Consider the following 21,874-nt stretch of genomic DNA (forward strand, 5'->3'; position numbering starts at 1 on the left):
CAGAATCAGACCACTGCCAGTGTGCAGCGGTCTGATTCCTTATACGTTTCTTAAAACCAAATATAACCGATTATTTCGTTCATTCTGTTCCTCCGCTGAGGCCAAATCATATTTTTTCAAGAGATGAAATACCTCATTTAAAAGATTTTGAGTATGCTCCGTGGCGAAAAACTGATCGAATAAGGGTTTCATTTCCTCCGGTAAAAAGTCTGCTTGGGCATCATATTTACTTTTTACATCTTCATGGGTGTGATCTAATTTGCATTCGCTCATCTAAAAATCCTCCTAATCAATGAATACACTTAGCATAGCAGAAATGGGCCAACAAAAAAAAGCCCAGTAACCAGGCTTATTTACTTAACCTTTTTAGTCTCCGTTACTTCTAGAACATCCAAAAGGAAAACAAATACGGGAATTCCAATAATCAACCCCCACACCCCAAAGAAATGCTCCGAGAAGATCAAGACTATAAATGTATAAAAAACAGGAAGATTTGTTTTTGAACTCATTAAATTTGGATTTAAAATATAGGCTTCAATACCATGAATAATCGCAATCGCAATTCCGACATAGAGAACCTTAATCATGCCGCCAATACTATAGGCGATAATCACAAGCGGAATTAACGAAATGATCACACCAGCAACCGGAATTAAGCCCAAAACAAAAATCATTATCGATAAACCGCCAAGCTGCGGGAAATCCAAGATCCACAAGAAAATCGTAGTAAGAACACAATTCACTAAGGCAATGATTAATTGTGCTTCAATTACTTTACCAAACGTTCCAACGAATTTATGAGCAAAGAACTCAATTTCTACGTAAATAGATGAGATTTTACTCGTTCTAAATTTCTTCGTAAATGCAATTAAGCGTGGTTTCTCTAATAAACAAAATAGGCTCAACAGCAGCGCCAATAACACTTGTAACGTGATTTTACTTATATCAGTAAAATATTTAATTAAAAAGGTAAAGCCTTGCTCAAGGTAATTAGAAATTTGATTTTCCTCAATGCGGCTCATCAGATAATTCAACACAATATTTTCATGATTCGTGGTGTAAAAAGCCGTTAACTGCTTAATCAACGCAGTAATTTCACCAGCAATCATCGGCAAGTACATCACTAACCCATATGAGAACAAACCGACTATACAGGCGTAGGATACCACCACAATCAATCTGCGATTAAGCGGAACCTTTTTTTCAATAAATTGGACCAAGCGATCCATTAAAAACGTAAAAATAAACGTGAGTAAAATCAAATTAATCATCGATCGCATCGAATATAAAATGATCGCAATGAACACAAAAATGGCTATTCTTTTAAATCCGCTGCTTTGCATAAGTTTATTTATCATAGGCAATTATCGAACCCCATTATGTTTACTAGTAAATACATGTTTATTATATCAAATGATAAGGTAATCTGTCCTTTTTAACTTGCTATCTTGCATTAAATTGGACAGGTGTCATCGAATTGTCAATTGCTTTACCTGTAAAGCCCTGTGCACGTAAATAATCTAACAGCGCTGGCAGATGTGCAAGTGTTTCCGGTCGTTCATGTAAAAGAATAACAATTGGACCATTATGTTCTGCCAATTTAGTTAATTGCTCAATGACACTCGTGACATATCGTCCATCCTTATAATACCAATCCTTACTGTCAATATTCCAATCCCACATGAAGTATCCATGGTCCTTAACAGCTTGCCGGTACTCGACTGTCATTTGTGGAACACTGCCATATGGCGTTCTCATAATATAAGAATCAATCCCGGAAATTTCTTTTAAGGTGTTCCGATTTTGGGTTAATTCCGATATGATCGAATCCACTGATGCATAAAAAGCTTTCTGGTTATGAGAAACACTATGGAGACCCACTGTTTCCCCGTTCTGTACCATCAATTTGACTGCATCAGGATATCTGCGAATATTCCCATCTATCATAAAAAATGTCGCTTTGTATTGATATTTCTCTAGAAGTGCGATGATTTCAGCGGAAAATGGTGCCGGACCATCATCAAAGGTTAAATAAATCGTCTTGTTGTTCCCCTGTGGCAGCGTATTATTTTGCTCCTGCTGGTCCCCAGTTGTTTCATTTTCGGGTGTCTGGGGAGTTCCTGTTTCTTGTGTCGCGGGTGGTTCTTTGCTTGTTTCAGGTGGAATCGTATCAGGCACTTGTTCTTGCTTATTTCTCCAACTTTCTGCTTGATCCTGCTGTTTTTGCATCTGTTCTTTTTCCAATCTTGAGTCCTTTGTGTTCATGGCAATTGAACCTGTTGTTGGCCCTTTTGCTGCGGCACGCTTTATATGTTCACTTTTTGAGTGATTGCTAGATTGGCCTGTTGCCTTCGCAAAAAAATAATTGCTCAAAAATACCCCTGTAAATAAGAACCCAATAGCAATAATGACAATGACTGTCCCTCTTGACCATCCGCTCTTTTGTTTCCTCATTGCTTCTCCCTCTTTGTTGTATTTTCCTTCCTCCATTATAGACGAATTTATGGCTAAATTGTTTCAAATCTATTAAAAATATTACAATTCTATTAAAATCAATGGATATTACTAGTAAATCCGACAGCATCGTTTGACAAAAATCTATAATTTTCGTGCCAATGTGAGAATTGCAACTTTTTACCAATTCATTATAACAGGAAAAACATGAAAAAAGGGGCTAGCGAAAAAAATTAATCAGAAATATCCAAAAGAGGTACAGGCAAATTCTATGACTTAGTAACATACAAATCATTGAGGCGGATTTTCCGTATCCCGGAGGTGAGATTTGTGTCTGGTGGGCAAAAAGCACTCTTTTACATCTTATCGATTTTTATTCCAATTGTTGGCATTATCTTAGGAATTATTTGGATGAGTGATCACGATCTTGAAAAGAAAGTGGTCGGCAAAAACTGTTTAATTATTGCCATTGCTGTAACAGTCTTAAGCTGTATTTGTTGGTTTGCACTTTCTGCCTTCTCGATTGTCCCCGCAGTTATGACGGGGTATTAGTAAAAGCGGAGGGCTTCTTGAGCTGGATATTCCTCAAAGTGAACCTTTTCATTTTCTTTTATTAAAGGCAAGAAACCCAATTCAGGTGAATGAATTGGGTTCATTGTCATAGGAGTGATTCGTGTTGATACAAGAAGTGCTGCACTTCTTCGGAAGAGCCATCTGCCACCAATTAGAAGAACGATCACTTCTTGCTTCTGGTGAAACATTGTCCGTTTGTGCCCGTGATACCGGTATTTATATCGGTGTCATTTCAACACTGGCATATTTACATCTGTTTAAGCGAAGGAAGAAAATGACGATTCCTACTATAAAAACGAGCTTGTTTCTTCTATTATTTATGGTGCCAATGGCAGTCGACGGCTTTGGGTCTTACGCCCATTTATTTAGGAGTACTAATCTGAGAAGGTTGGTGTCAGGCACCAGCTTTGGATTTGTTTTACCTTATTTTGTTTATCCGCTGTTGTCCGCTGCTGCCTTGCAAAACAAAAGCGAGCCGGTTGTAACGTGCAGGAAAGATGTACTTTTGCCAATGCTTCTAGGCAGTATCCTAAGTGTTTTAGTTTATTGGGGGCTGCTCCCCTATTTCGTTATTGATAGCTTGATCATCTTTACCATTATCATGTGGTTCTGCTTATTATCGTCATTTATTTTTTCATGGATTCAAACTAGCAGCATTGGTCTAAAGTGGGCTCTTTCCATTATTAGTGGGATCGTGTTTCTTTCTTTATTTTCCCTCTTACACGGTTATGCCTTTTCTTACTTGTAAGACTCATAGACGAAATTGGGACAGGTTTCCTGTCACCAGATTATCTAACAAGGTAAATTTTCATTTTGTCTGGACTAAAATACTGGTTTTTTAGGGAAAGTCAATGCGACAGGGCCTGTTGATTTCCGCTCCAGGTGCTTCGCTTTCCGCGGGCGTGCCGGGGAGCCTCCTCGTCGCTTCGCTCCTGCGGGGTCTCCCCTGCCCCGTACTCCCGCAGGAGTCTTCGCACCTTCCGCTCCAATCAACAGGGGACAATCACCCAAAAGAAATGCTACACACCTTTTTAGGTATAGTTAACTGTGTGGCAATCCTTATATTTAAGCAGGCTGCAGTAGGGATAGCTAGTACTCTTGCATTCATCCTACAAGTAACCGCTTTGAGAACAAGTTCATCAATAGGTGCAAAAATTTTTTTTAGAGTTAATCTCTGTTAGATAATATTGTTGATAATTGATAACCTCAGATCGGATCCTTAATTTATCTCATAAAAGTAAAGCATGTTGACTTAAACATATGCTACGAAAGAGCTATCTAAATTCCACAATTTATGTCCCAAATTTTCTATTAATTCATTTGCTCTTTTTTCAATGTTATCCGGAAGATTATCTTTACTGAAATACTTAAGCCTAAGACTCTCCCCATCATTCATTTCTAATGTTCCACATACATTTTTTGCACGAAATAGGTTAATTACACTATATGTTTCATCACCATTTGGATACTGAAAATAAAAACGTGGACCAGAAAAAACACCTATTAACTCAAACTGATTCGCTACAAGTCCCGTTTCTTCTTTCAATTCACGAGAAGCAGCTTCTTCTAAAGTTTCACTTAGTTCCATTGAACCGCCAGGTAAGCCCCAATCTAATGTATCTGAGCGATGTTGAAAAAGAATTTCCTTTTTCTCATTTATAACAAGTATCGTTGCTCCAACACTTATAATTGGTCTACTACCGATATATTTTCGTAATTCAGTGATGTACCCCACTTTTCCCCCTCCTATTTATCAAATGTTTATTTATTTCTACTTTACGAACCAGAAACAGCAAAAAGGCTCCAGCTTGAATCACGAGGGATGGTCTTATGGATTAGAAAAGGATAAATACGGTAGGTAATAAAAAAAAACTATAATAAAAAGCGGTTGATTGGAGCGGAAGGTGCGAGACTCCTGCGGGATCAGCGGGACAGGTGAGACCCCACAGGCGCTCTAGCGCCGAGGAGGCTCACCGCCCGCCCCGCGGAAAGCGAGCATCCTGGAGCGGAAATCAACCACTCTGGTCATTAGCAACAACCTTTACGAAAACAGCCATAAAGAAAATAAAATATATGACTATCGAAAGTTTTTTGACAGCCTGAAGAATGGTTTCCTGCCTTTTTACTTTTTCATCGTTTTTAAATTTGTCATTATTTATACATACCATTGATAAAATATGTTCACTTTTTATACATACCAATTACTTGTAATTGGCAATATGATGTAACTAAGGAACTCTTAAGAAAGTGAGTATGGAAGATGAATAAAGAGATGAGATTGCAAACGATTTCAAGACTTATCTCTGAACATGAGATAAAGACACAGGAAGAACTCGGGCAATGGCTTTTTGACAGTGGCTTACAGGTGACACAAGCAACAATCTCTAGAGACATCCGCGAGTTGAAGTTGATTAAGGTCCCTTCCAAAGATGGGAGTCAGAAGTATAGTTTTAAAATAGATCAGGATCATTTAATTTCTGAAAAGCTGCGCCATAAATTGCGGGATGCCCTTGTTAGTATGGAGATCATTCAATATTTCGTTATCATTAAAACGCTGCCTGGACATGCCCATGCGTTTGGAGCATTGCTGGATTCGATGGAGATTGATGGGAAAGCGGGAACGATTTGCGGGAATGACACGTGTTTAATTATTTGCCGTTCCCCTAAAGAGGCAGTTGACATTAAACAAAAGATCGATTTATATCAAGAATAATCACACGAAAGGGAGAGATAATCATGCTCAACTCAGCTGTGATCAATATGGATGTACTTGCGGATTTACAACAATTCGATACTTTTTCCAACCTTTCAGCTAAAACATTGAAAAAATACCTGCCTTATTTTTATTTTCGCAGCTACAAGAAAAACCAATGTCTGTTTATGCAGGGTGACCCGCGCGACAAAATCTTTTTTCTGCTCGATGGGTATGTGATGTTTGAACGTGCCAGTGAAGAGGGCAGTATGCTTTATTTAGACGTTATTAAAAAAAATCAAATGTTTCCCACTGGCGGGATTTTTAAGGATAAGGTCTACCAAGATACCGCCATCGCCGTGACCGATGTTCATTTGTACTTCATTCAAACCCATATAGTAGAGGAACTGCTTAAGTCGAATCCCAAGCAATTACTCTATATTATTTCGAAACTCTCAGATATTCTCAACCTACATCAAAAACGTGTACAGCGAATCCTCATCCCGCATGCCCAGGAACGGGTTTTGCATTCGATTCAATTTTTAATGGAAGATCTAGGCGTGAAGGATGGCTGTGAGATTGTGATTCCTTGTCCCCTTACAGCAGCTGATATTTCCAAGATATCTGGAACAACCAGGGAAACCGTTAGTTTGCTGATTAATCAGTTGAAAAGAGAAAAGATCCTCTCGGTAACTTCCAAAAAACTGAGAATCCATCAACCGGATTATTTTAATGAACTATAAACGAGGCTGACTCCATTTTGGGTCGGTCTTTTATTTTGCCTCGATAATTTTCTTAATTTTAGAACTTTATCTGTGAACTTATTATGTCATTCAGCCATTATTCAGGCAATTCCTATCGAAAAGACCTTTTTGCATAAAAGTATACATATTTATACAACTCCATTTATGTTTTCGACAAAAAAGCGTTAAGATTATTACATTTTGATTGTAAGGATGCTTACAAAGGAAAGGGGTTACATCGCTTAGAATGAAGGTGTAGCAAGGATAGATTAAATAAAGGAGGAAGAAAGATGAGCAGTATAACAGAAATGACTACTCCCCAGGATATACAAAATCAATTAAAGCACCCGATCCATGTTACCTCAGAAATCGGTAGTTTAAGAACCGTTTTACTCAAGAGGCCTGGTAAAGAGGTAGAGAATCTAACACCTGAATACCTGCAACGACTTTTATTCGATGATATTCCTTATTTACCGATTATCCAGAGAGAGCATGATTATTTTGCCGAGACATTAAAAAACCGAGGCATAGAAGTCCTATACCTCGAAAAGTTGGTTGTCGAAACCTTAAGTAATGTAGAGATAAAAAAACAATTTGTTGATGATATATTACGAGAAAGCAAGGCTAATGTCAACGGTGCAGCCAGTGTATTAAAGGAATATCTTCTATCTTTTTCGACGGCAGACATGGTTGACAAAGTGATGAGCGGGATTCTTAAGAGAGAGATAGAACCCGAGAAAAAATCGCACCTTTATGAATTGATGGAGGATCACTATCCATTTTATCTTGACCCGATGCCAAACCTTTATTTCACCCGTGACCCTGCAGCAAGTATCGGAAACGGCTTATCGATTAACCGAATGAGGGAACCGGCACGAAGGCGTGAATCATTATTCATGCAATACATTATAAACCATCATCCACGATTTGCTAGACACAATGTTCCTGTTTGGTTAGACCGTGACTTTGGCTTCTCGATTGAAGGCGGTGATGAACTCGTACTAAATGATGAAGTAGTGGCCATTGGCGTTTCTGCCCGTACATCTGCACGAGCGATTGAAAAATTAGCGCTAAATTTATTTAAGAGACAGGACACTATTAAAAAAGTAGTTGCTGTAGAAATTCCTAAATGTCGCGCCTTTATGCATCTTGATACAGTGTTTACGATGGTAGATTACGATAAATTCACCATCCACCCTGAAATACAAGGACCACAAGGCAATATGAATGTATATATTCTGGAAAAAGGTGCAGATGATGCGCACGTTACGATCACACATCGTACAAATCTTCAAGAAACCTTAAAAGAGGTTTTAGGATTAAATGAATTGATTTTAATCCCATGCGGCGGTGGTGATGAAATCGCAGCTTCTCGTGAGCAATGGAATGATGGCTCCAATACTTTAGCGATTGCACCAGGCGTCGTTGTCACCTATGACCGGAACTACATCTCCAATGATTTATTACGTCAGCACGGTATAGAGGTCCTTGAAATCTCAAGCTCGGAATTATCCCGTGGCCGTGGGGGCCCACGCTGCATGAGCATGCCGATTGTCAGAGAGGATTTACACAAATAATTTTAACAAAAAGGAGAATGATCAATATGTTAATGACTGCACCGAAATTTAATGGGAAAAGCTTTCTTTGCGAAAAGGATTTTTCAAAAGAGGAATTTGTTTATTTGATCGATTTAGCGATGAAATTAAAAGATGAGAAAAAGCATGGAATTACCCATCGTCATCTTGAAGGAAAGAACATTGCGCTGCTTTTTGAAAAGCCATCCACTCGCACACGCTGTGCTTTCACGGTAGCCTGTACCGACCTAGGGGCGCATCCTGAATATCTAGGAAAAGATGATATTCAGCTTGGGAAAAAGGAATCGGTGGAAGATACCGCAAAGGTTTTGGGCCGCATGTTTGACGGCATCGAGTTCCGTGGCTTCGAGCACAAAAAGGTAGAAATGCTAGCGGAGCATTCGGGAGTGCCGGTTTGGAATGGTCTAACCGATTTATGGCATCCAACCCAGACACTTGCTGATTTCTTAACCGTAAAAGAAAACTTTGGCCGCCTCGAAGGAATTAAATTCGTCTATGTTGGTGATGGTAGAAATAATGTAGCCAACAGTCTGCTCGTTGGCGGTGCCCTTGTTGGTATGGACGTTCGAATTTGTGCACCTGAATCATTGTTCCCAGCACCGGAAATCGTGGAATTGGCTCGTGAGTTGGCCGAAAAATCAGGCGGACGTGTAACGGTTACCGCTGATGTTGAAGAAGGTGTTTCAGGTGCAGATGTCATTTATACCGATGTGTGGGTGTCAATGGGCGAAGAATCGAAGTTCGCAGAACGGATCGCCCTTCTCTCTCCGTACCAAGTGACAATGGACATGGTGAAAATGACAGGCAATGACAACATGATATTCCTGCACTGCCTCCCTGCCTTCCATGACCAGGAAACAAGCTATGGGAAGGACATATTCGAAAAACATGGGCTTGCTGAAATGGAAGTAACTGACGAAGTATTCCGCGGCGAGCATTCAAAGGTATTTGATCAAGCTGAAAATAGAATGCATACGATTAAAGCGGTGATGGCAGCAACACTTGGTCACTTAGAATAAGAGGTTACCGTGGGGAAGATGCGGAGTATTCGCCTCTCCCCTCTTTCTAAATTAGATTCGCTCATTGGAGGCCAAAATTCGCTCATAGAATACCGAAATTCGCTCATTGGACTGTGAAATTCGCTCATTGAACTCCCGAATATTTGATTGGTAAGCAAAGACAGCTAAAATAACTGTGAAATGGAGGAATAGTATGGACCATTTAATTCCAGAACTCCGCAAAATAGAGAAGGGTTTCCATCAATCGTTAATCGAGCTAATTGAGATCCCAAGTGTGATAAATGAAACCGACAAGGATACCCCTTTCGGAAAACACATTGACCAAGCCTTGAAAAAGACTCTAGAGATTTGCGATCAGCTGGGATTTCGCACCTATTACGATCCAAAGGGATATTACGGCTATGCTGAAATCGGTGCCGGCGAAGAAATGATTGGTATTCTTGGACATCTTGATGTCGTTCCACCCGGAAGCAGCGAAGAATGGGAAACACCTCCCTTTCAAGCAGCCATCATCGACGGAAACATGTTTGGCAGAGGGACACAGGATGACAAGGGTCCGACACTTGCCGCCCTTTTTGCTACGAAAGCGTTAATGAATCTTGGAATAAATTTTAATAAACGTGTCCGCTTTATTTTTGGAACAGATGAAGAAACACTGTGGCGTTGCATGAACCGCTATTGCAAATTGGAGGAAATTCCAAGCATGGGCTTTGCTCCAGACTCCGTTTTCCCGCTTGTTTACGCTGAAAAAGGACTGCTCCAGCTTCATTTAGAAGGGAAAAATGAAACAAAACTTCGACTGCAAGCTGGCAATGCCTTTAATGCGGTGCCCGACATGGCAACCTATACGGGTGAAAAACAACAAGAATTGAAGGCTGCATTGGATAGGTTTGGGTTCGCTTATGAAGCAACCAACGATAATGTGAATGTACTAGGTAAAGCGGTACATGCCCAAGTAACTGAAAAAGGGATCAACGCCATTAATCGCCTTTTAATCGGATTAAAGCACATCGGCTACACTTCCAAAATCATTGAATTCATTAATGACATGGTCGAAGAGGATCCATTTGCGATGAAGATTTTTGACGAATGCGAAGATGAAGCATCCGGAAAATTGAAATTCAATGTTGGAAAAATAGAGTTAAATGAGGAAATCGAGAGGCTCTCGGTTGATATTCGTATCCCGGTGACAGCCGATAAACAAGTGATTGTAAATACACTCACACAAATTGCTAAGGAATACGGATTAGAGTACAAAGAGTTCGACTATTTAAAATCAATCTATGTGCCGAAGGAACACTTCTTAATTCAGACATTAATGAATGTGTATCAAGAGGTAACTGGTGATCTCGTTTCCGAGCCCATCTCGTCAGGCGGGGCCACTTATGCTAGAGCCATGAACAACTTTGTTGCCTTTGGAGCTATTTTCCCACAGCAAATGAAAACGGAGCATCAGCCGAACGAACACATTGAGCTTGAGGAAATGTTTAAGGCGATGCACATTTACGCCAAAGCCATCTACCATTTAACCCGTTAAAACTAATTTTATGGGGGAATTCCTATGAAAAAATTCAAGATGCCTACTGCCTATACGTTATTATTCTTGATTATTGTGATCATTGCGGCATTAACCTGGGCGATTCCAGGAGGAAAATATGAAACAAAGGTAGACAAAGCAACACAGCAAGAAATTCCTGTATCCGGGACCTATCACCAGTTAGCTGGTAAAGAACAAACTCCTCAAGGGGTATGGGAGGTATTAAATGCCCCCATCAACGGGTTCTTTGATGCCAAAGATATTGCCCTATTCGTCCTAGTCATTGGAGGCTTCCTTGGGGTTGTTATGAAAACAGGAGCAATCGATGCCGGGATTTCTCGCGTCATTAGAAAATTGAAGGGCCGAGAGCAATGGCTGATACCGATATTGATGATATTATTTGCTATCGGCGGTTCAACTTACGGGATGGCTGAAGAAACGATCGCTTTCTACCCCATTCTTATCCCTGTTTTAATCGCAGCGGGCTATGACGCGTTAACGGCCGTATCCATTATCGCTTTAGGTGCCGGTATCGGCTGTTTAGGTTCCACTGTTAATCCGTTTGCAACAGGAATTGCTTCGGGATTTGCCGGGGTTTCCATCGGAGACGGGATGGGGTTACGCCTGGTTATCCTTGTTGTTACCTTAATCGTAACGATTTTGTTTGTCATGCGTTATGCCAAAAAGGTTAAAGACGATCCATCTAAATCATTGATTGCCAATATGAAGTTAGAAAATGAGAAGCATTTCTTAACGCAAAAGACAGAGGATATTGAATTCACTGGCCGCCGTAAAGCTGTTCTTTCGGTTTTCGGGCTAACCTTTGTCGTGATGATTTTAGGGGTTATTCCATGGGCCTATAAATTTAATATTACTATATTCGAAGATTTGGTGAATGCTTTAGGAAAAATTCCATTCATCGGCAAATTACTTGGCGGTATGATCCCACTTGGTGACTGGTGGTTCGGAGAATTAACGATGCTATTTTTAACCTCCTCCATCATCATCGCCTTTATTTTCAAAATGGGCGAAGAGAATTTCACCAGTACCTTCATTAACGGGGCCCGTGATTTATTGGGTGTTGCCATTATTATTGGGATTTCCCGCGGAATCACGGTCGTCATGGATGCTGGCGGAATGACAGCAACCGTCCTTCATTGGGGCGAAGGCATGCTCGATAATATGGGGTCTATCCTATTTACGAATCTATCATTCTTATTTTACTTGCCATTGTCCTTCCTAGTACCATCAACATCAGGACTGGCAACACTATCGATGCCAATTATGGCACCGTTAGCAGACTTTGCTGGCATCGGACGTGATTTAGTCATCACCGCATACCAAAGTGCTTCCGGGATTATCAATTTGCTTACACCAACTAGTGCCGTTATCATGGGCGCACTTGCCATTGCGCGGATTCCCTATAGCACCTATCTTAAACATGTTTGGAAATTGGTGGTAGCGTTATCAGTCATGGTTATGGCGATCATGAGCATCGCTGCCATGATGAGCTAAGCGTAAATATAGAGCCACAGAAAAGATCAACTCGCTAAGCGGCGGTTGGTCTCTTTTTGTTAAAAAATCTTATAGTATTTAAGAAGAAATAAATAGCAATCATAAGACTAACAATAAAGTCTCTCCCAGTAGAAGGATGGTTTATATGGACAATAAAGATAGCAAGCTCGGATTATTTGCTTTAATCTCCTTAGTCATTGGATCACAAATTGGCGGGGGTGGGTTTAATCTTGCCACCGACATGGCTTCAAGCGCCAATGCCGGCGCGATCATCCTTGGCTGGATTATTACCGGAATCGGGATGATCTCTTTAGTATTTTCCTTCCATCATATCAGCAATAAGCGCCCCGATTTAGAGGGTGGCATTTATAGCTTCGCCAAAGCCGGCTTTGGCAGTTACATGGGGTTTAATTCTGCCTGGGGTTATTGGCTGTCAGTATGGCTTGGCAATATTGCCTTTTTAACCCTTCTCTTTAGTGCAATTGGCTATTTTATTCCGGTATTTACAGGCGGGAATCTTAGTTCTGTTCTTGGGGCTTCCGTATTCCTATGGGTTTTGATTTTATTTGTTTTACGTGGTGTTCATGAAGCGGCCCTTGTAAATATCGTGGTTACCATTGCGAAAATTATTCCCATTTTCCTGTTTATCATCATTGCCATTTTTGCTTTTAAATGGGATACCTTTACAATCGACTTCTGGGGCGGCAACACCTATCATTTTTCCGACGTGATGAAACAGATGAAAGGAACAATGCTTGTCTCCTTGTGGGTATTTACAGGTGTTGAAGGTGCCGTGGTCCTATCAAGCCGGGCGAGGAATAAAAAGGATGTTGGCAAAGCAACGATTATTGGACTTATTTCAACCTTAACGATCTATATTCTCATCTCGTTATTATCATTAGGGGTGATGACCAGGCAGGAGCTGTCCGGATTAAAAAGTCCCTCCATGGCTTACGTACTAGAAAGCATTGTCGGTCCATGGGGTGCGGCCTTTGTTAATATAGGACTGATGCTCTCATTATTAGGCGCCCTCTTAGGCTGGACCCTGTTCGCGGCGGAAATTCCCTATTTAGCCGGAAAGGATGGAACTTTTCCAAAGATCTTCGCTAAGGAAAACAAACATAACGTCCCAAAGAACTCTTTGGTTTTCACCGGTATCTTAATCCAACTCTTCCTGCTAACCTTATTAGTTTCAGAAAAGCCTTATCGATTTGCCTTTTCCATGGCTAGTTCGGCCATTCTAGTACCTTATCTATTCTCCGCCCTGTATCAAGTGAAATATAGTTGGGAGCATAAACAACTGGGACAAATGGCAATTGGACTCCTTGCTTCTATCTATAGTGTTTGGATCCTGTATGCCGCAGGAACCGGCTACTTATTATTAACGGCGATTTTGTATTCGCTTGGGATCTTCGTTTATTTATATGCCCAAAAAGAATTAAAGCAAAAACCATTTAAACGCTTTGAACTTGTCTGGGCCTTGATCATTGTTCTACTGGCGATTGTGGCAATTTACCTGCTGGCAGTTGGAAAAATTACCATCTAAACAAGGCTGGCACAGCGCCAGCCTTCTATTTTTGTGTTTTTTTGAATATTAGAACATTATCTTTGTATTTTATGTGACATCCACTGGTTATTCACTTGTTGCTGCTTGAAAATCATGATTCATGGGATTTGGTACATAAATATGCATTCAGGCTTATAGAAGAACCAAAAAAACGTAATGATTTTAACAGTTTACTTGTTATAGCCCTAACAAAAGGAAATGAGGATACCACTTACAATAGGGATAAGATAAGAAAAGAAATATAAATAAAGGAGAAATAGATTATGTCAAAGAAAGTGGTTATTGCTTTAGGCGGGAATGCCATTCAATCAGGAGATGCTTCTGCAAAGGCACAGCAGCAGGCACTTGAAACAACTGCACGGCAATTAGTTGATTTCATTGAACAAGGAATTGATATCATTATTTCACATGGAAATGGTCCGCAAGTCGGAAATGTTTTATTGCAACAGGCCGCGGCTGATTCTGTAAAAAACCCGGCGATGCCACTTGATACTTGCGGTGCCATGACCCAGGGGATGATCGGTTATTGGATGCAAAATGCGATGGATAAAGTTTTGAAGGAACGCGGGATTTCAAAAAATGTCGTGACCGTTGTAACTCGCGTTGTTGTCGATCAAAATGACCCTGCCTTTTTAAACCCAACCAAGCCAATTGGTCCTTTCTATAGCGAAGAAGAAGCAACGGCAATCATGGAAGAAACACATACCTGTTTTAAAGAAGATGCGGGCCGAGGCTGGCGCCGGGTTGTTCCATCACCAAAGCCAGTGAGCATTCGCGAGCATGCAGTTATCAATTCCCTAGTTGAGCAAGGAAACATCGTCATTTCTGTCGGCGGCGGCGGCATTCCCGTTATTGAAACGGACGAAGGCCTACTTGGCATCGAAGCCGTGATTGATAAAGACTTCGCCTCGCAAAAGCTTGCGGAGCTTGTCGATGCAGATGCCTTATTAATCCTGACTGGCGTTGACAATGTCTACATTGATTTCAATAAACCAACCCAGAAAAAATTAGAGGAAGTCAGTATTGAAGAACTGCAGGGTTATATTGCAGGCGGACATTTTGCGGCGGGAAGTATGCTCCCAAAAGTGGAGGCAGCCATTAGTTTTGCCGAAACGAGCCCTGAACGGAAAACCATTATTACCTCGCTCGACCAAGCCTTAAACGCAGCCCTTGGAAAAGCAGGAACTGTCGTCAGTTTACAAGGTGCCGCAGTTTTCGCATAACATAACAAAACCTCATTGAATCTAGTTCAATGAGGTTTTGTTTATTAAAAATGATTGGACTGATCTTTCGTCTTTGCTTTTATAGGCAGTATGGATTGTTCTACTTTTTCATATTTTGATAGGACTGAGTTTACAAAGCTGAGCTTTGGAACGAGCCAATAGGAAACGATTGCTGCTACCACTCCCAATAGAGCGCCAGTGAGCACATCGCCAGGATAGTGGACACCAACCATAACGCGGGAGATAGCCACAAAGACGGCTACAACTAACCAGATCCATCCCTCTTTCTTCCTGACTAACCAAATCGAAAAACAGATGGAGAAGAACAGGATCGAGTGGTCACTCGGAAACGAGTTATCGACTGCATGTTCAACTAACTTGTTAACATGCGGCAGGACTGCAAAAGGCTGGTTATGCGCGTAAAAGCTCCCGGCGATTTTCCCAAGGACTTCAGCTATCGCAACAGCAAGCACACTTTGGATGACCATCCTTCTATTTTTGTTAGTTCGGGTGAACCAATATACTACTAATCCAATAACCAGAATATACAACATATACTCTGCCATGAAGATGGCGATTGGGTTTAATGAATCGTATTCTTTTCCTAAATTATTGATTGCACGAAAGGCATCGATATTTACTTGCGATAAAGACATGTATTACAACCTCCTGCTATTTTGAACCAAGAACTTCAGTTTTTGATTGTTGTTTCTGATTATAGATCGGCAAGATAACGAGTACACCGATGATAAAAAGAATCGCCGATACTTCAAATGTGGTTTCCAATGAAAAATTCTCTTTTATTACACCGGCCACACTCATCGTGATGACCATTGATCCTGCAAATAGCGGGCTTAAGATCCCGTTGACCCTGCCAATAAAGGCCTCTTCCGTCCTTTTCAAAATCAATGTATTGATTCCAATCTGGATACATGGCATCATCAGGCCGTTAAAGAATTCAGCAATTAACGTGATCGTTACGTTTGTTGACCAGCCCATGACCGCAATACCAATCCCATTAACCAGCATTCCAAACACAAGCAGTCGTTGCGGCGCCACATTTTTTGCAAAAATCATTGCCACAGCACCACCGATAATCATCCCGACACCATTGACCATTAGCAGCCACTGAAGATTTTCCTTCGGCAAGCCAAGTTGTTCGGTGACGAGAAAAATGGATAACGGGTTAATGAAACCAATTCCAAGCCCAGCAGCCATGAAACATAGACCTAATAGGCTCAATTCTTTTTTTCCAAGAACATACTTTATCCCACTTTTCATTTCCTGCAAAAGGCTTGATTCCCCAACTGCTTCTAATGGGCGATCCTTTGGCAGGAATCCGAGTGCTGCAGCTGAAAGTAAGAAGGCGAGACCAGTAATGGTGATCGAGATATCAATTCCAAACGATTGAAAGACAAACGTTCCAATCACCGGGCCTAAAACCATAAATACTGCAAAGACCGTTTGATAGACGGACATCGCCTGCTGTACTTGATCCGCGGACAAATGCATTTTAAACAATTTCATCCCTGATGGCTGGGAGAATTGTGACAGGATAGCTGAGATTAACGTCGCGAAAAAAACGACTTTCCATGTACCGAAAACGAGTGTAATCAGCACAAGAAAAATAGATACTGCACTCAGGACATCACACCAAACCATTGTCTTTTTCGGCGCCCAGCGGTCGGCAAAGGTTCCGCCAATAAAGGAGAAGATAAAGATTGGTGCGAATTCTGCCACTGAAATCATCGAAACGGCAAAGGCATCGCCATTGGTCTGATCCATTACAAATAGAAGAACGGCAAAGTTTCGAACCCAAATACCAACCTGAAGAAATAATCCTGACATAATAATGGCGAGAAAGACTCGATTGTGAAATAAGCCTCCTGATGGAGCTGTTTGTGTTACGTTATTTTCCATATAAAAACCTCCTGGTAATCTTCTGGACAGGAGGCAGTACAATACAATTTCAAGGCGGAAAAATACCCCTTATGGGATACTTTGATCTTATCGACTTGTATAAAAGTACAGACTAATCCTATTCAGAAAAAAAGATTGTATTTTTTTTCATACGAAATAGGATTATAAGATCATCGTTCCAAGGTCACCCTTCCGTTTTTTGTAAGATTAATTCTAAATGATTTTAAGCCGTAAATCAAGCTTTTTCATACAGGGTAAGTTTAGGCATCATAAGTTGCCGTAAAATCCAATAAAAAAGGGAAATAAAAAAATCCAGTATTCATTTACTGGACTTTACCTCATTTCATTATAGAATGCAGTACTTATTCTACTTATTCCCCGGAGCCGGCTTATCTACCCCTTTCACATGATGCCGATGCCCATCATCTTCACTGGTATAAAAATCATAATAATGAACATGCATTCCATTTCCTACCGGAATCGCTGGTCCAGAATAGGCCTTATAGTGATGGGAATGTCCGTTTTCGAACATAACATATCCTTCCGTGTAATGAATATGACTCCCATCCTGGGTCTGCATCGGGGGAAAAGTAATATCTAAACATTGATGAACATGCCCATGCACCACTGACGTATAATCAACCGAGCCATGATTATGGTACGGCACAAACCCGTTAACAAAGTCATCTTTCCCTGTTTTAGCCATAAACCTCCCCCTTCCATCCCTATATTACTAATCATATTTGCCTGCTCTATCCAATATGTTTAGGTACAAATAAAAAAACCACCTCAAAAAGTTAAGGCAGTCATTTAATTATCTCTTCCGGGATTATAGTAATATGGATCACCGATAGGATTGTTTATTTCATGATTATCAATAAATAACGTTCCGTTTTCTAAATATGTAGCCAACGTTATGTTCTCTCCCTTTTCCCCCATTTTTTTAACTTCATTTATTAGCCAGCTCTGATCTAATTGTAAATATTTTAAATTATGATAGACAATTTGCCTGTCCATGATAAGAGGGATAGGCAGATATTCTTTTTTTACTTGAATATTTAAATCTTTTGGTTGAACTGGTCGGTATTCTGCCATTGGAATAACGCTAATATTTCCTGTTTCTTCCATCAAGGCAATCGCAATATTCTGAGTATCCGAATATCCCTTTACTCGCAAATGTGACAATAATTCATTTACAGGCATCCGGACTTTTTTTAGCCCATTCCGATTAATATCGCCATTACGGATTAGGACGGTAGGACTTTCATATAAAATCCATCTTAATTTATTGTGTAAGGATAAACGGACAAATATTTTATATAAAATAACGATGATGACAGCATAGGTTAATGATTTTCCGACATTGTTGACCTCAAGCGGTGTACTGATAATATTTGTGAGGACAAAGATATACAATAAATCAAACGTATGCATTTGGGCTACTGCCTTTTTTCCGGTCAAACGTAAAAACAAATACCCTGCTATAAAAACAATGCAGGTTCGGTAGATAATTTCCATACGTATCTCCTCCGAAAAATGCAAACTTTCGATTTGTTCAACTTATTATTTGTGTTTTATCCAAGGTTAAACCAATGGAATGATTAAATGAAAAAGGAATTCATTTCTGTTAAGGGGGATGAACCTCGCAATTATGGTATCGCTTACTTGTAAACGCTCCAAAAAGGGACATTTTTTTGTCACATCATCTGTGAAATTATTCACAAACTAGTGATATACTAACCTCATTAAGTTGTTAATAAAGAAAGTTCAGTTACCGAGTCTTGCATGTACCATTTTTTATCATACATTCCACTATATAAAGGAGATTACCATCATGGAAAACAGAAATAGAAAAGTGAATCGCGTTGTCTTAATTGGAACAGGGGCAGTAGGCACTAGTTATGCCTATTCAATGATTAATCAAGGTGTTGCCGAAGAACTGGTTCTCATCGATGTGAACGAGGCAAAAGCAGAAGGAGAAGCAATGGATTTGAATCACGGGATTCCATTTGCACCATCCCCCATCAACGTTTGGAACGGTTCATACCAAGATTGTGCTACCGCAGACCTAGTCGTCATTACTGCGGGGTTAGCGCAAAAGCCTGGGGAAACCCGCTTACAATTGGTAGAAAAGAACACAAAAATTTTCAAACAAATTGTTAAAAGCATTATGGCTAGTGGATTTGACGGTATCTTCTTGGTTGCAACAAACCCTGTCGACATCTTAACCTATGTAACCTGGAAAGAATCTGGCCTTCCAAAAGAACGTGTCATCGGTTCCGGAACCGTGTTAGATTCTGCCCGCCTTCGCTTTCAGCTTGGTAAACATTTCAACATGGATACACGAAATGTGCATGCTTATATCATTGGTGAACACGGGGATACAGAACTTCCGGTATGGAGCCGTGCATCAGTCGGTGTGGAAAGATTGGAAGAACTTGCAGCTGGCAAGGGCGACATAAACACAGAATGCTTAGAAAAGATCTTCGTTAACGTCCGTGACGCAGCGTACCATATCATTGAGCGAAAAGGCGCAACCTTTTATGGTATTGGCATGTCCCTTGTTCGCATTACGAAGGCAATTTTAAATAATGAAAACTGTATCCTAACCGTTTCCGCTTATCTAGATGGACAATATGGACAATATGATGTCTTTATCGGAGTTCCTGTAGTCATTAACCGCGGCGGAATCCGTGAAGTCCTTGAAATTCAACTAAATGAAAAAGAAATAAAGCAATTTAACCACTCTGTGAACATCCTAAAAGAAACGATGAAACCTGTACTTTAGTATAAAATACGATCCTTGAAAGCAGATGAACAGGATGAAAACAATCAATCATACAAAAAAGGGTTATTTTATGATGGCTGTTTTATGGCTCGCCTATGTAACCTTTGCCATGAACTGGGTCGCTGGTTCCTCTTTAACACCGCAAATCACTGAAACCTTTTTTGGTGGACCGGTGGATCCCATTATTTCTCAACTTGTGAATTATTCGATTACGACGGCACGCGTCTTTGCCAACATCCTAGCCGCGATCGTGCTCATGAAATGTGGGCCTCGAAAAGCAGCGGGGGTGGCGATTGGCCTTCTGATGATGGGGCTGGTTGCGATCTATCTGCCCAATTACTGGGCCTATACCGCCGCACGGATGGTTATGGCCGTTGGGGGCTCGATGGTCATTGTCTATATGAACCCTGTTGTTGCTCACTATGTTAAAAATTCACAAGTAAAGCTGCGCATTAATGCCGCCAATACGGTCGCCTATAATGCCGGAGCCTTTATTGTCGCCGTCTTATTTACGGTTTTTGCTAAGCAAATGGTCGGCAATTGGCGGGTAACGTTAACGTTCTTTGCCTCGTTAACCATCATATTTTTCATCGCATGGCTTTGGAAAGCAGAAACCTTTGAAACACAAGAAACGGACGGCACTGCCGAAAAGTATGGCTATAAAGATGCGCTCAAGGACGGCTTCCTTTGGCGCTATGGCCTAGCGTTTGCTTCCTTTCTAACATTGTATGTATTATCGCTGGTCAGTTTTAAAGCGATTTTTGATCAATATACATTGTTAAATGGTTCTGTAACGAACCTGTTGATCTCTGGTTTTGGGATTTTAGGGACCTTTGCGGGGATTCGGATTGGGAATAAAGGGGTACCGCGCAAGCCCATTCTACTATTCTCAGGGATTGTCATGGTTGGGACGTTTGCTTTGGCGATTATGTTTGCGAACAAAATTCCGCTAGTATCCTACCTGCTCATTTCGATTTCGGGGTTTGCCATGTATATTCAATACCCCATCTTTTTGAACTTGCCCCATGAGTTGAAAGGGATGACGCCACAAAAATTGACGATTATGTTCGGCTTATTCTGGGCGATTGCCTATGCGGGCCAAACAATTGCGACGATTGCCTGGAGCTTTATTTTAGGACATTCCGGCTACACACCGGCGATGATTTTCTTTATCGCTGCTTCCAGCTTGTACATCTTCCTCGTGGCCACCTTCCCAGAAACAAGGAAAAAGGAAGCGGCCTTGTTGAAAGCTGCGTGAGTGAAGTAAAATCCTTAACTTGAAAAGTTTGAGAAAGAAGGGTGTACATCGTACATCCTTCTTAACTCATTTATCAAAATAAGAGTGGATAAAAAAAGAAATCGTGCCTTATGGATACTTGGAAATTACGTGAAGGGTACACCAAGGAACGGAAAATATAACCCAGAATTACTAAAAAAGAAAATTTCATTCGAAGATACCTTTTTTAGAATATAAAAAAGACCAGCATTCTCTGCTGATCTTGTTATCCACCTATGTATGGTGGAGACGGCGGGACGTGCGTTTCCATGCTTTCGTCATGGCACTGACTATATCTTGAACCTGCCCTAGAACAGGTCCCCTGGCGTCTTATGCGAAACATAATTTTCACCAAATGGTGGGATTTCGCATCCTAGTACTACCATTTTAGGATGGCAGCCTATAAGTCGATACACGGCTGTTGAATTGCTCCACATACCGCTCGGCATTGCCTTATCACTTTTTAAAGTGACTTAGGTTTCACCGATAAAGCCAGATTTTCACTTATGTGTTACCACATAAGGCGACTAATACTTAATCGAACCCGCGTCCAAAGATATCGCCACTTAAGCATCTACGAGTGTAGTCGATATATTGGTATTTCGCTGAATCTTCTGCCTATCGACCGGCGTCCGGTCAGCTAGCCTGGTTGTTCTCTTCCTTCATCCTCAGGCGGTGGAATCCGGCGTAGCCTACTAAGAGTGAGTCCGCTACCCTACCACATAGGCGATGGAGGGGCGAACAGCTATGCAGTTATTAAGCTGCGAAAGCTAGGTTGTTGTTAGTTTTGCCAGTTATGGCTTTGACGTTTTAACGAGGCCGATCCCCTCGACTCGCAACCTAAGCTCAAACTACCCCTGTCGAATCCGTAGCGTCCCCATGATAAAAATGAAGCTAGAACGTTAGGATGCTCAACAATGTTCCTGAGCAAAAGTTTCTATCGCAACTTGGCGACAAACTTATTATACCACA

Annotated in this window: 20 protein-coding genes and 1 other RNA gene; 12 read left to right on the forward strand and 9 right to left on the reverse strand. The window is 40.9% G+C overall.

Annotated elements, in window-relative coordinates; genetic code table 11:
- Nucleotides 1-39: 39 nt before the first annotated feature.
- The 3 genes from RCG19_RS05440 to RCG19_RS05450 form a co-directional block, all read right to left on the reverse strand.
- The gene (locus tag RCG19_RS05440; RefSeq protein ID WP_308109968.1) at nucleotides 40-273 is read right to left on the reverse strand and encodes a hypothetical protein; all 234 of its coding nucleotides are present in this window, start codon (nucleotides 271-273) and stop codon (nucleotides 40-42) included.
- Between the two features lie 80 nt (nucleotides 274-353).
- Complete coding sequence (locus tag RCG19_RS05445) at nucleotides 354-1,364, reverse strand: AI-2E family transporter (RefSeq protein WP_374049579.1); 1,011 nt, start codon at nucleotides 1,362-1,364, stop codon at nucleotides 354-356.
- A 79-nt stretch (nucleotides 1,365-1,443) separates the two neighbouring features.
- Nucleotides 1,444-2,454, reverse strand: a complete 1,011-nt coding sequence (locus RCG19_RS05450; RefSeq protein WP_308109969.1) for a polysaccharide deacetylase family protein — start codon at nucleotides 2,452-2,454, stop codon at nucleotides 1,444-1,446.
- Between the two features lie 330 nt (nucleotides 2,455-2,784).
- Here RCG19_RS05450 and RCG19_RS05455 point away from each other — a divergent pair, with 330 nt between their 5' ends.
- Both RCG19_RS05455 and RCG19_RS05460 read left to right on the forward strand, forming a co-directional pair.
- Entirely contained in the window at nucleotides 2,785-3,006 is a 222-nt protein-coding gene (locus RCG19_RS05455; RefSeq protein WP_308109970.1) for a hypothetical protein, read from the forward strand.
- Between the two features lie 124 nt (nucleotides 3,007-3,130).
- Nucleotides 3,131-3,775: a DUF2085 domain-containing protein gene (locus RCG19_RS05460; RefSeq protein ID WP_308109971.1), complete on the forward strand. Its 645-nt coding sequence runs from the start codon at nucleotides 3,131-3,133 to the stop codon at nucleotides 3,773-3,775.
- Nucleotides 3,776-4,279: 504 nt separating this feature from the next.
- Here RCG19_RS05460 and RCG19_RS05465 read toward each other — a convergent pair.
- Nucleotides 4,280-4,762, reverse strand: coding sequence for an NUDIX hydrolase (locus RCG19_RS05465; RefSeq protein ID WP_308109972.1), 483 nt, complete (start codon nucleotides 4,760-4,762; stop codon nucleotides 4,280-4,282).
- Between the two features lie 525 nt (nucleotides 4,763-5,287).
- Between RCG19_RS05465 and argR the strand changes: the two genes are divergently transcribed.
- The 8 genes from argR to arcC all read left to right on the forward strand — a co-directional run bounded on the left by argR (nucleotide 5,288) and on the right by arcC (nucleotide 14,918).
- Nucleotides 5,288-5,740 (forward strand): arginine repressor, encoded by a 453-nt coding sequence (gene argR / locus RCG19_RS05470; protein ID WP_166239551.1) that lies wholly within the window; start codon nucleotides 5,288-5,290, stop codon nucleotides 5,738-5,740.
- 23 nt (nucleotides 5,741-5,763) lie between these two features.
- A complete protein-coding gene (locus RCG19_RS05475) occupies nucleotides 5,764-6,462 on the forward strand; it encodes a Crp/Fnr family transcriptional regulator (RefSeq protein ID WP_207627526.1) in 699 nt (232 codons plus the stop codon).
- 308 nt (nucleotides 6,463-6,770) lie between these two features.
- Nucleotides 6,771-8,039 (forward strand): arginine deiminase, encoded by a 1,269-nt coding sequence (gene arcA / locus RCG19_RS05480; RefSeq protein ID WP_308110936.1) that lies wholly within the window; start codon nucleotides 6,771-6,773, stop codon nucleotides 8,037-8,039.
- Between the two features lie 26 nt (nucleotides 8,040-8,065).
- Nucleotides 8,066-9,076: an ornithine carbamoyltransferase gene (gene argF, locus RCG19_RS05485; RefSeq protein WP_308109973.1), complete on the forward strand. Its 1,011-nt coding sequence runs from the start codon at nucleotides 8,066-8,068 to the stop codon at nucleotides 9,074-9,076.
- A gap of 193 nt (nucleotides 9,077-9,269) precedes the next feature.
- Entirely contained in the window at nucleotides 9,270-10,613 is a 1,344-nt protein-coding gene (locus RCG19_RS05490; RefSeq protein WP_308109974.1) for a M20 family metallopeptidase, read from the forward strand.
- Between the two features lie 24 nt (nucleotides 10,614-10,637).
- Complete coding sequence (locus RCG19_RS05495) at nucleotides 10,638-12,128, forward strand: YfcC family protein (RefSeq protein WP_308109975.1); 1,491 nt, start codon at nucleotides 10,638-10,640, stop codon at nucleotides 12,126-12,128.
- 145 nt (nucleotides 12,129-12,273) lie between these two features.
- A complete protein-coding gene (gene arcD / locus RCG19_RS05500; protein ID WP_308109976.1) occupies nucleotides 12,274-13,674 on the forward strand; it encodes an arginine-ornithine antiporter in 1,401 nt (466 codons plus the stop codon).
- A gap of 281 nt (nucleotides 13,675-13,955) precedes the next feature.
- Entirely contained in the window at nucleotides 13,956-14,918 is a 963-nt protein-coding gene (arcC, locus tag RCG19_RS05505) for a carbamate kinase (protein WP_308110937.1), read from the forward strand.
- Between the two features lie 44 nt (nucleotides 14,919-14,962).
- Here the strand turns inward: arcC and RCG19_RS05510 are convergent, their stop codons facing one another.
- The 4 genes from RCG19_RS05510 to RCG19_RS05525 form a co-directional block, all read right to left on the reverse strand.
- The gene (locus RCG19_RS05510) at nucleotides 14,963-15,574 is read right to left on the reverse strand and encodes an undecaprenyl-diphosphatase (RefSeq protein WP_308109977.1); all 612 of its coding nucleotides are present in this window, start codon (nucleotides 15,572-15,574) and stop codon (nucleotides 14,963-14,965) included.
- 16 nt (nucleotides 15,575-15,590) lie between these two features.
- On the reverse strand, nucleotides 15,591-16,838 hold the full coding sequence (locus tag RCG19_RS05515; protein WP_166239563.1) for an MFS transporter: 1,248 nt from the start codon (nucleotides 16,836-16,838) through the stop codon (nucleotides 15,591-15,593).
- A gap of 367 nt (nucleotides 16,839-17,205) precedes the next feature.
- Nucleotides 17,206-17,544, reverse strand: coding sequence for a YmaF family protein (locus tag RCG19_RS05520; RefSeq protein WP_308109978.1), 339 nt, complete (start codon nucleotides 17,542-17,544; stop codon nucleotides 17,206-17,208).
- Nucleotides 17,545-17,648: 104 nt separating this feature from the next.
- Entirely contained in the window at nucleotides 17,649-18,356 is a 708-nt protein-coding gene (locus RCG19_RS05525; RefSeq protein WP_308109979.1) for a DUF421 domain-containing protein, read from the reverse strand.
- 316 nt (nucleotides 18,357-18,672) lie between these two features.
- On the opposite strand from RCG19_RS05525, the gene RCG19_RS05530 reads away from it, so the two are divergent.
- Both RCG19_RS05530 and RCG19_RS05535 read left to right on the forward strand, forming a co-directional pair.
- A complete protein-coding gene (locus RCG19_RS05530; protein ID WP_308109980.1) occupies nucleotides 18,673-19,626 on the forward strand; it encodes an L-lactate dehydrogenase in 954 nt (317 codons plus the stop codon).
- Between the two features lie 34 nt (nucleotides 19,627-19,660).
- On the forward strand, nucleotides 19,661-20,884 hold the full coding sequence (locus RCG19_RS05535) for an MFS transporter (RefSeq protein WP_308109981.1): 1,224 nt from the start codon (nucleotides 19,661-19,663) through the stop codon (nucleotides 20,882-20,884).
- A 553-nt stretch (nucleotides 20,885-21,437) separates the two neighbouring features.
- On the opposite strand, the gene ssrA is transcribed toward RCG19_RS05535, so the two are convergent.
- Nucleotides 21,438-21,773, reverse strand: a transfer-messenger RNA (tmRNA) gene (gene ssrA, locus RCG19_RS05540).
- Between the last annotated feature and the right edge of the window lie 101 nt (nucleotides 21,774-21,874).

It is taken from the genome of Neobacillus sp. OS1-2 (assembly GCF_030915505.1).
In the GTDB taxonomy this organism is placed as follows: Bacteria; Bacillota; Bacilli; order Bacillales; family Cytobacillaceae; genus Neobacillus.

Excerpts from the sequence above, each read along its gene's own strand:
- RCG19_RS05475 (WP_207627526.1), top strand. The coding sequence starts at position 5,764 with ATGCTCAACTCAGCTGTGATCAATATGGATGTACTTGCGGATTTACAA.
- RCG19_RS05450 (WP_308109969.1), bottom strand. The coding sequence starts at position 2,454 with ATGAGGAAACAAAAGAGCGGATGGTCAAGAGGGACAGTCATTGTCATT.
- RCG19_RS05520 (WP_308109978.1), bottom strand. The coding sequence starts at position 17,544 with ATGGCTAAAACAGGGAAAGATGACTTTGTTAACGGGTTTGTGCCGTAC.
- RCG19_RS05490 (WP_308109974.1), top strand. The coding sequence starts at position 9,270 with ATGGACCATTTAATTCCAGAACTCCGCAAAATAGAGAAGGGTTTCCAT.
- RCG19_RS05510 (WP_308109977.1), bottom strand. The coding sequence starts at position 15,574 with ATGTCTTTATCGCAAGTAAATATCGATGCCTTTCGTGCAATCAATAAT.
- RCG19_RS05535 (WP_308109981.1), top strand. The coding sequence starts at position 19,661 with ATGAAAACAATCAATCATACAAAAAAGGGTTATTTTATGATGGCTGTT.
- argF (WP_308109973.1), top strand. The coding sequence starts at position 8,066 with ATGTTAATGACTGCACCGAAATTTAATGGGAAAAGCTTTCTTTGCGAA.
- arcA (WP_308110936.1), top strand. The coding sequence starts at position 6,771 with ATGACTACTCCCCAGGATATACAAAATCAATTAAAGCACCCGATCCAT.
- RCG19_RS05530 (WP_308109980.1), top strand. The coding sequence starts at position 18,673 with ATGGAAAACAGAAATAGAAAAGTGAATCGCGTTGTCTTAATTGGAACA.
- RCG19_RS05495 (WP_308109975.1), top strand. The coding sequence starts at position 10,638 with ATGAAAAAATTCAAGATGCCTACTGCCTATACGTTATTATTCTTGATT.
- RCG19_RS05515 (WP_166239563.1), bottom strand. The coding sequence starts at position 16,838 with ATGGAAAATAACGTAACACAAACAGCTCCATCAGGAGGCTTATTTCAC.
- argR (WP_166239551.1), top strand. The coding sequence starts at position 5,288 with ATGAATAAAGAGATGAGATTGCAAACGATTTCAAGACTTATCTCTGAA.
- RCG19_RS05440 (WP_308109968.1), bottom strand. The coding sequence starts at position 273 with ATGAGCGAATGCAAATTAGATCACACCCATGAAGATGTAAAAAGTAAA.
- RCG19_RS05525 (WP_308109979.1), bottom strand. The coding sequence starts at position 18,356 with ATGGAAATTATCTACCGAACCTGCATTGTTTTTATAGCAGGGTATTTG.
- arcD (WP_308109976.1), top strand. The coding sequence starts at position 12,274 with ATGGACAATAAAGATAGCAAGCTCGGATTATTTGCTTTAATCTCCTTA.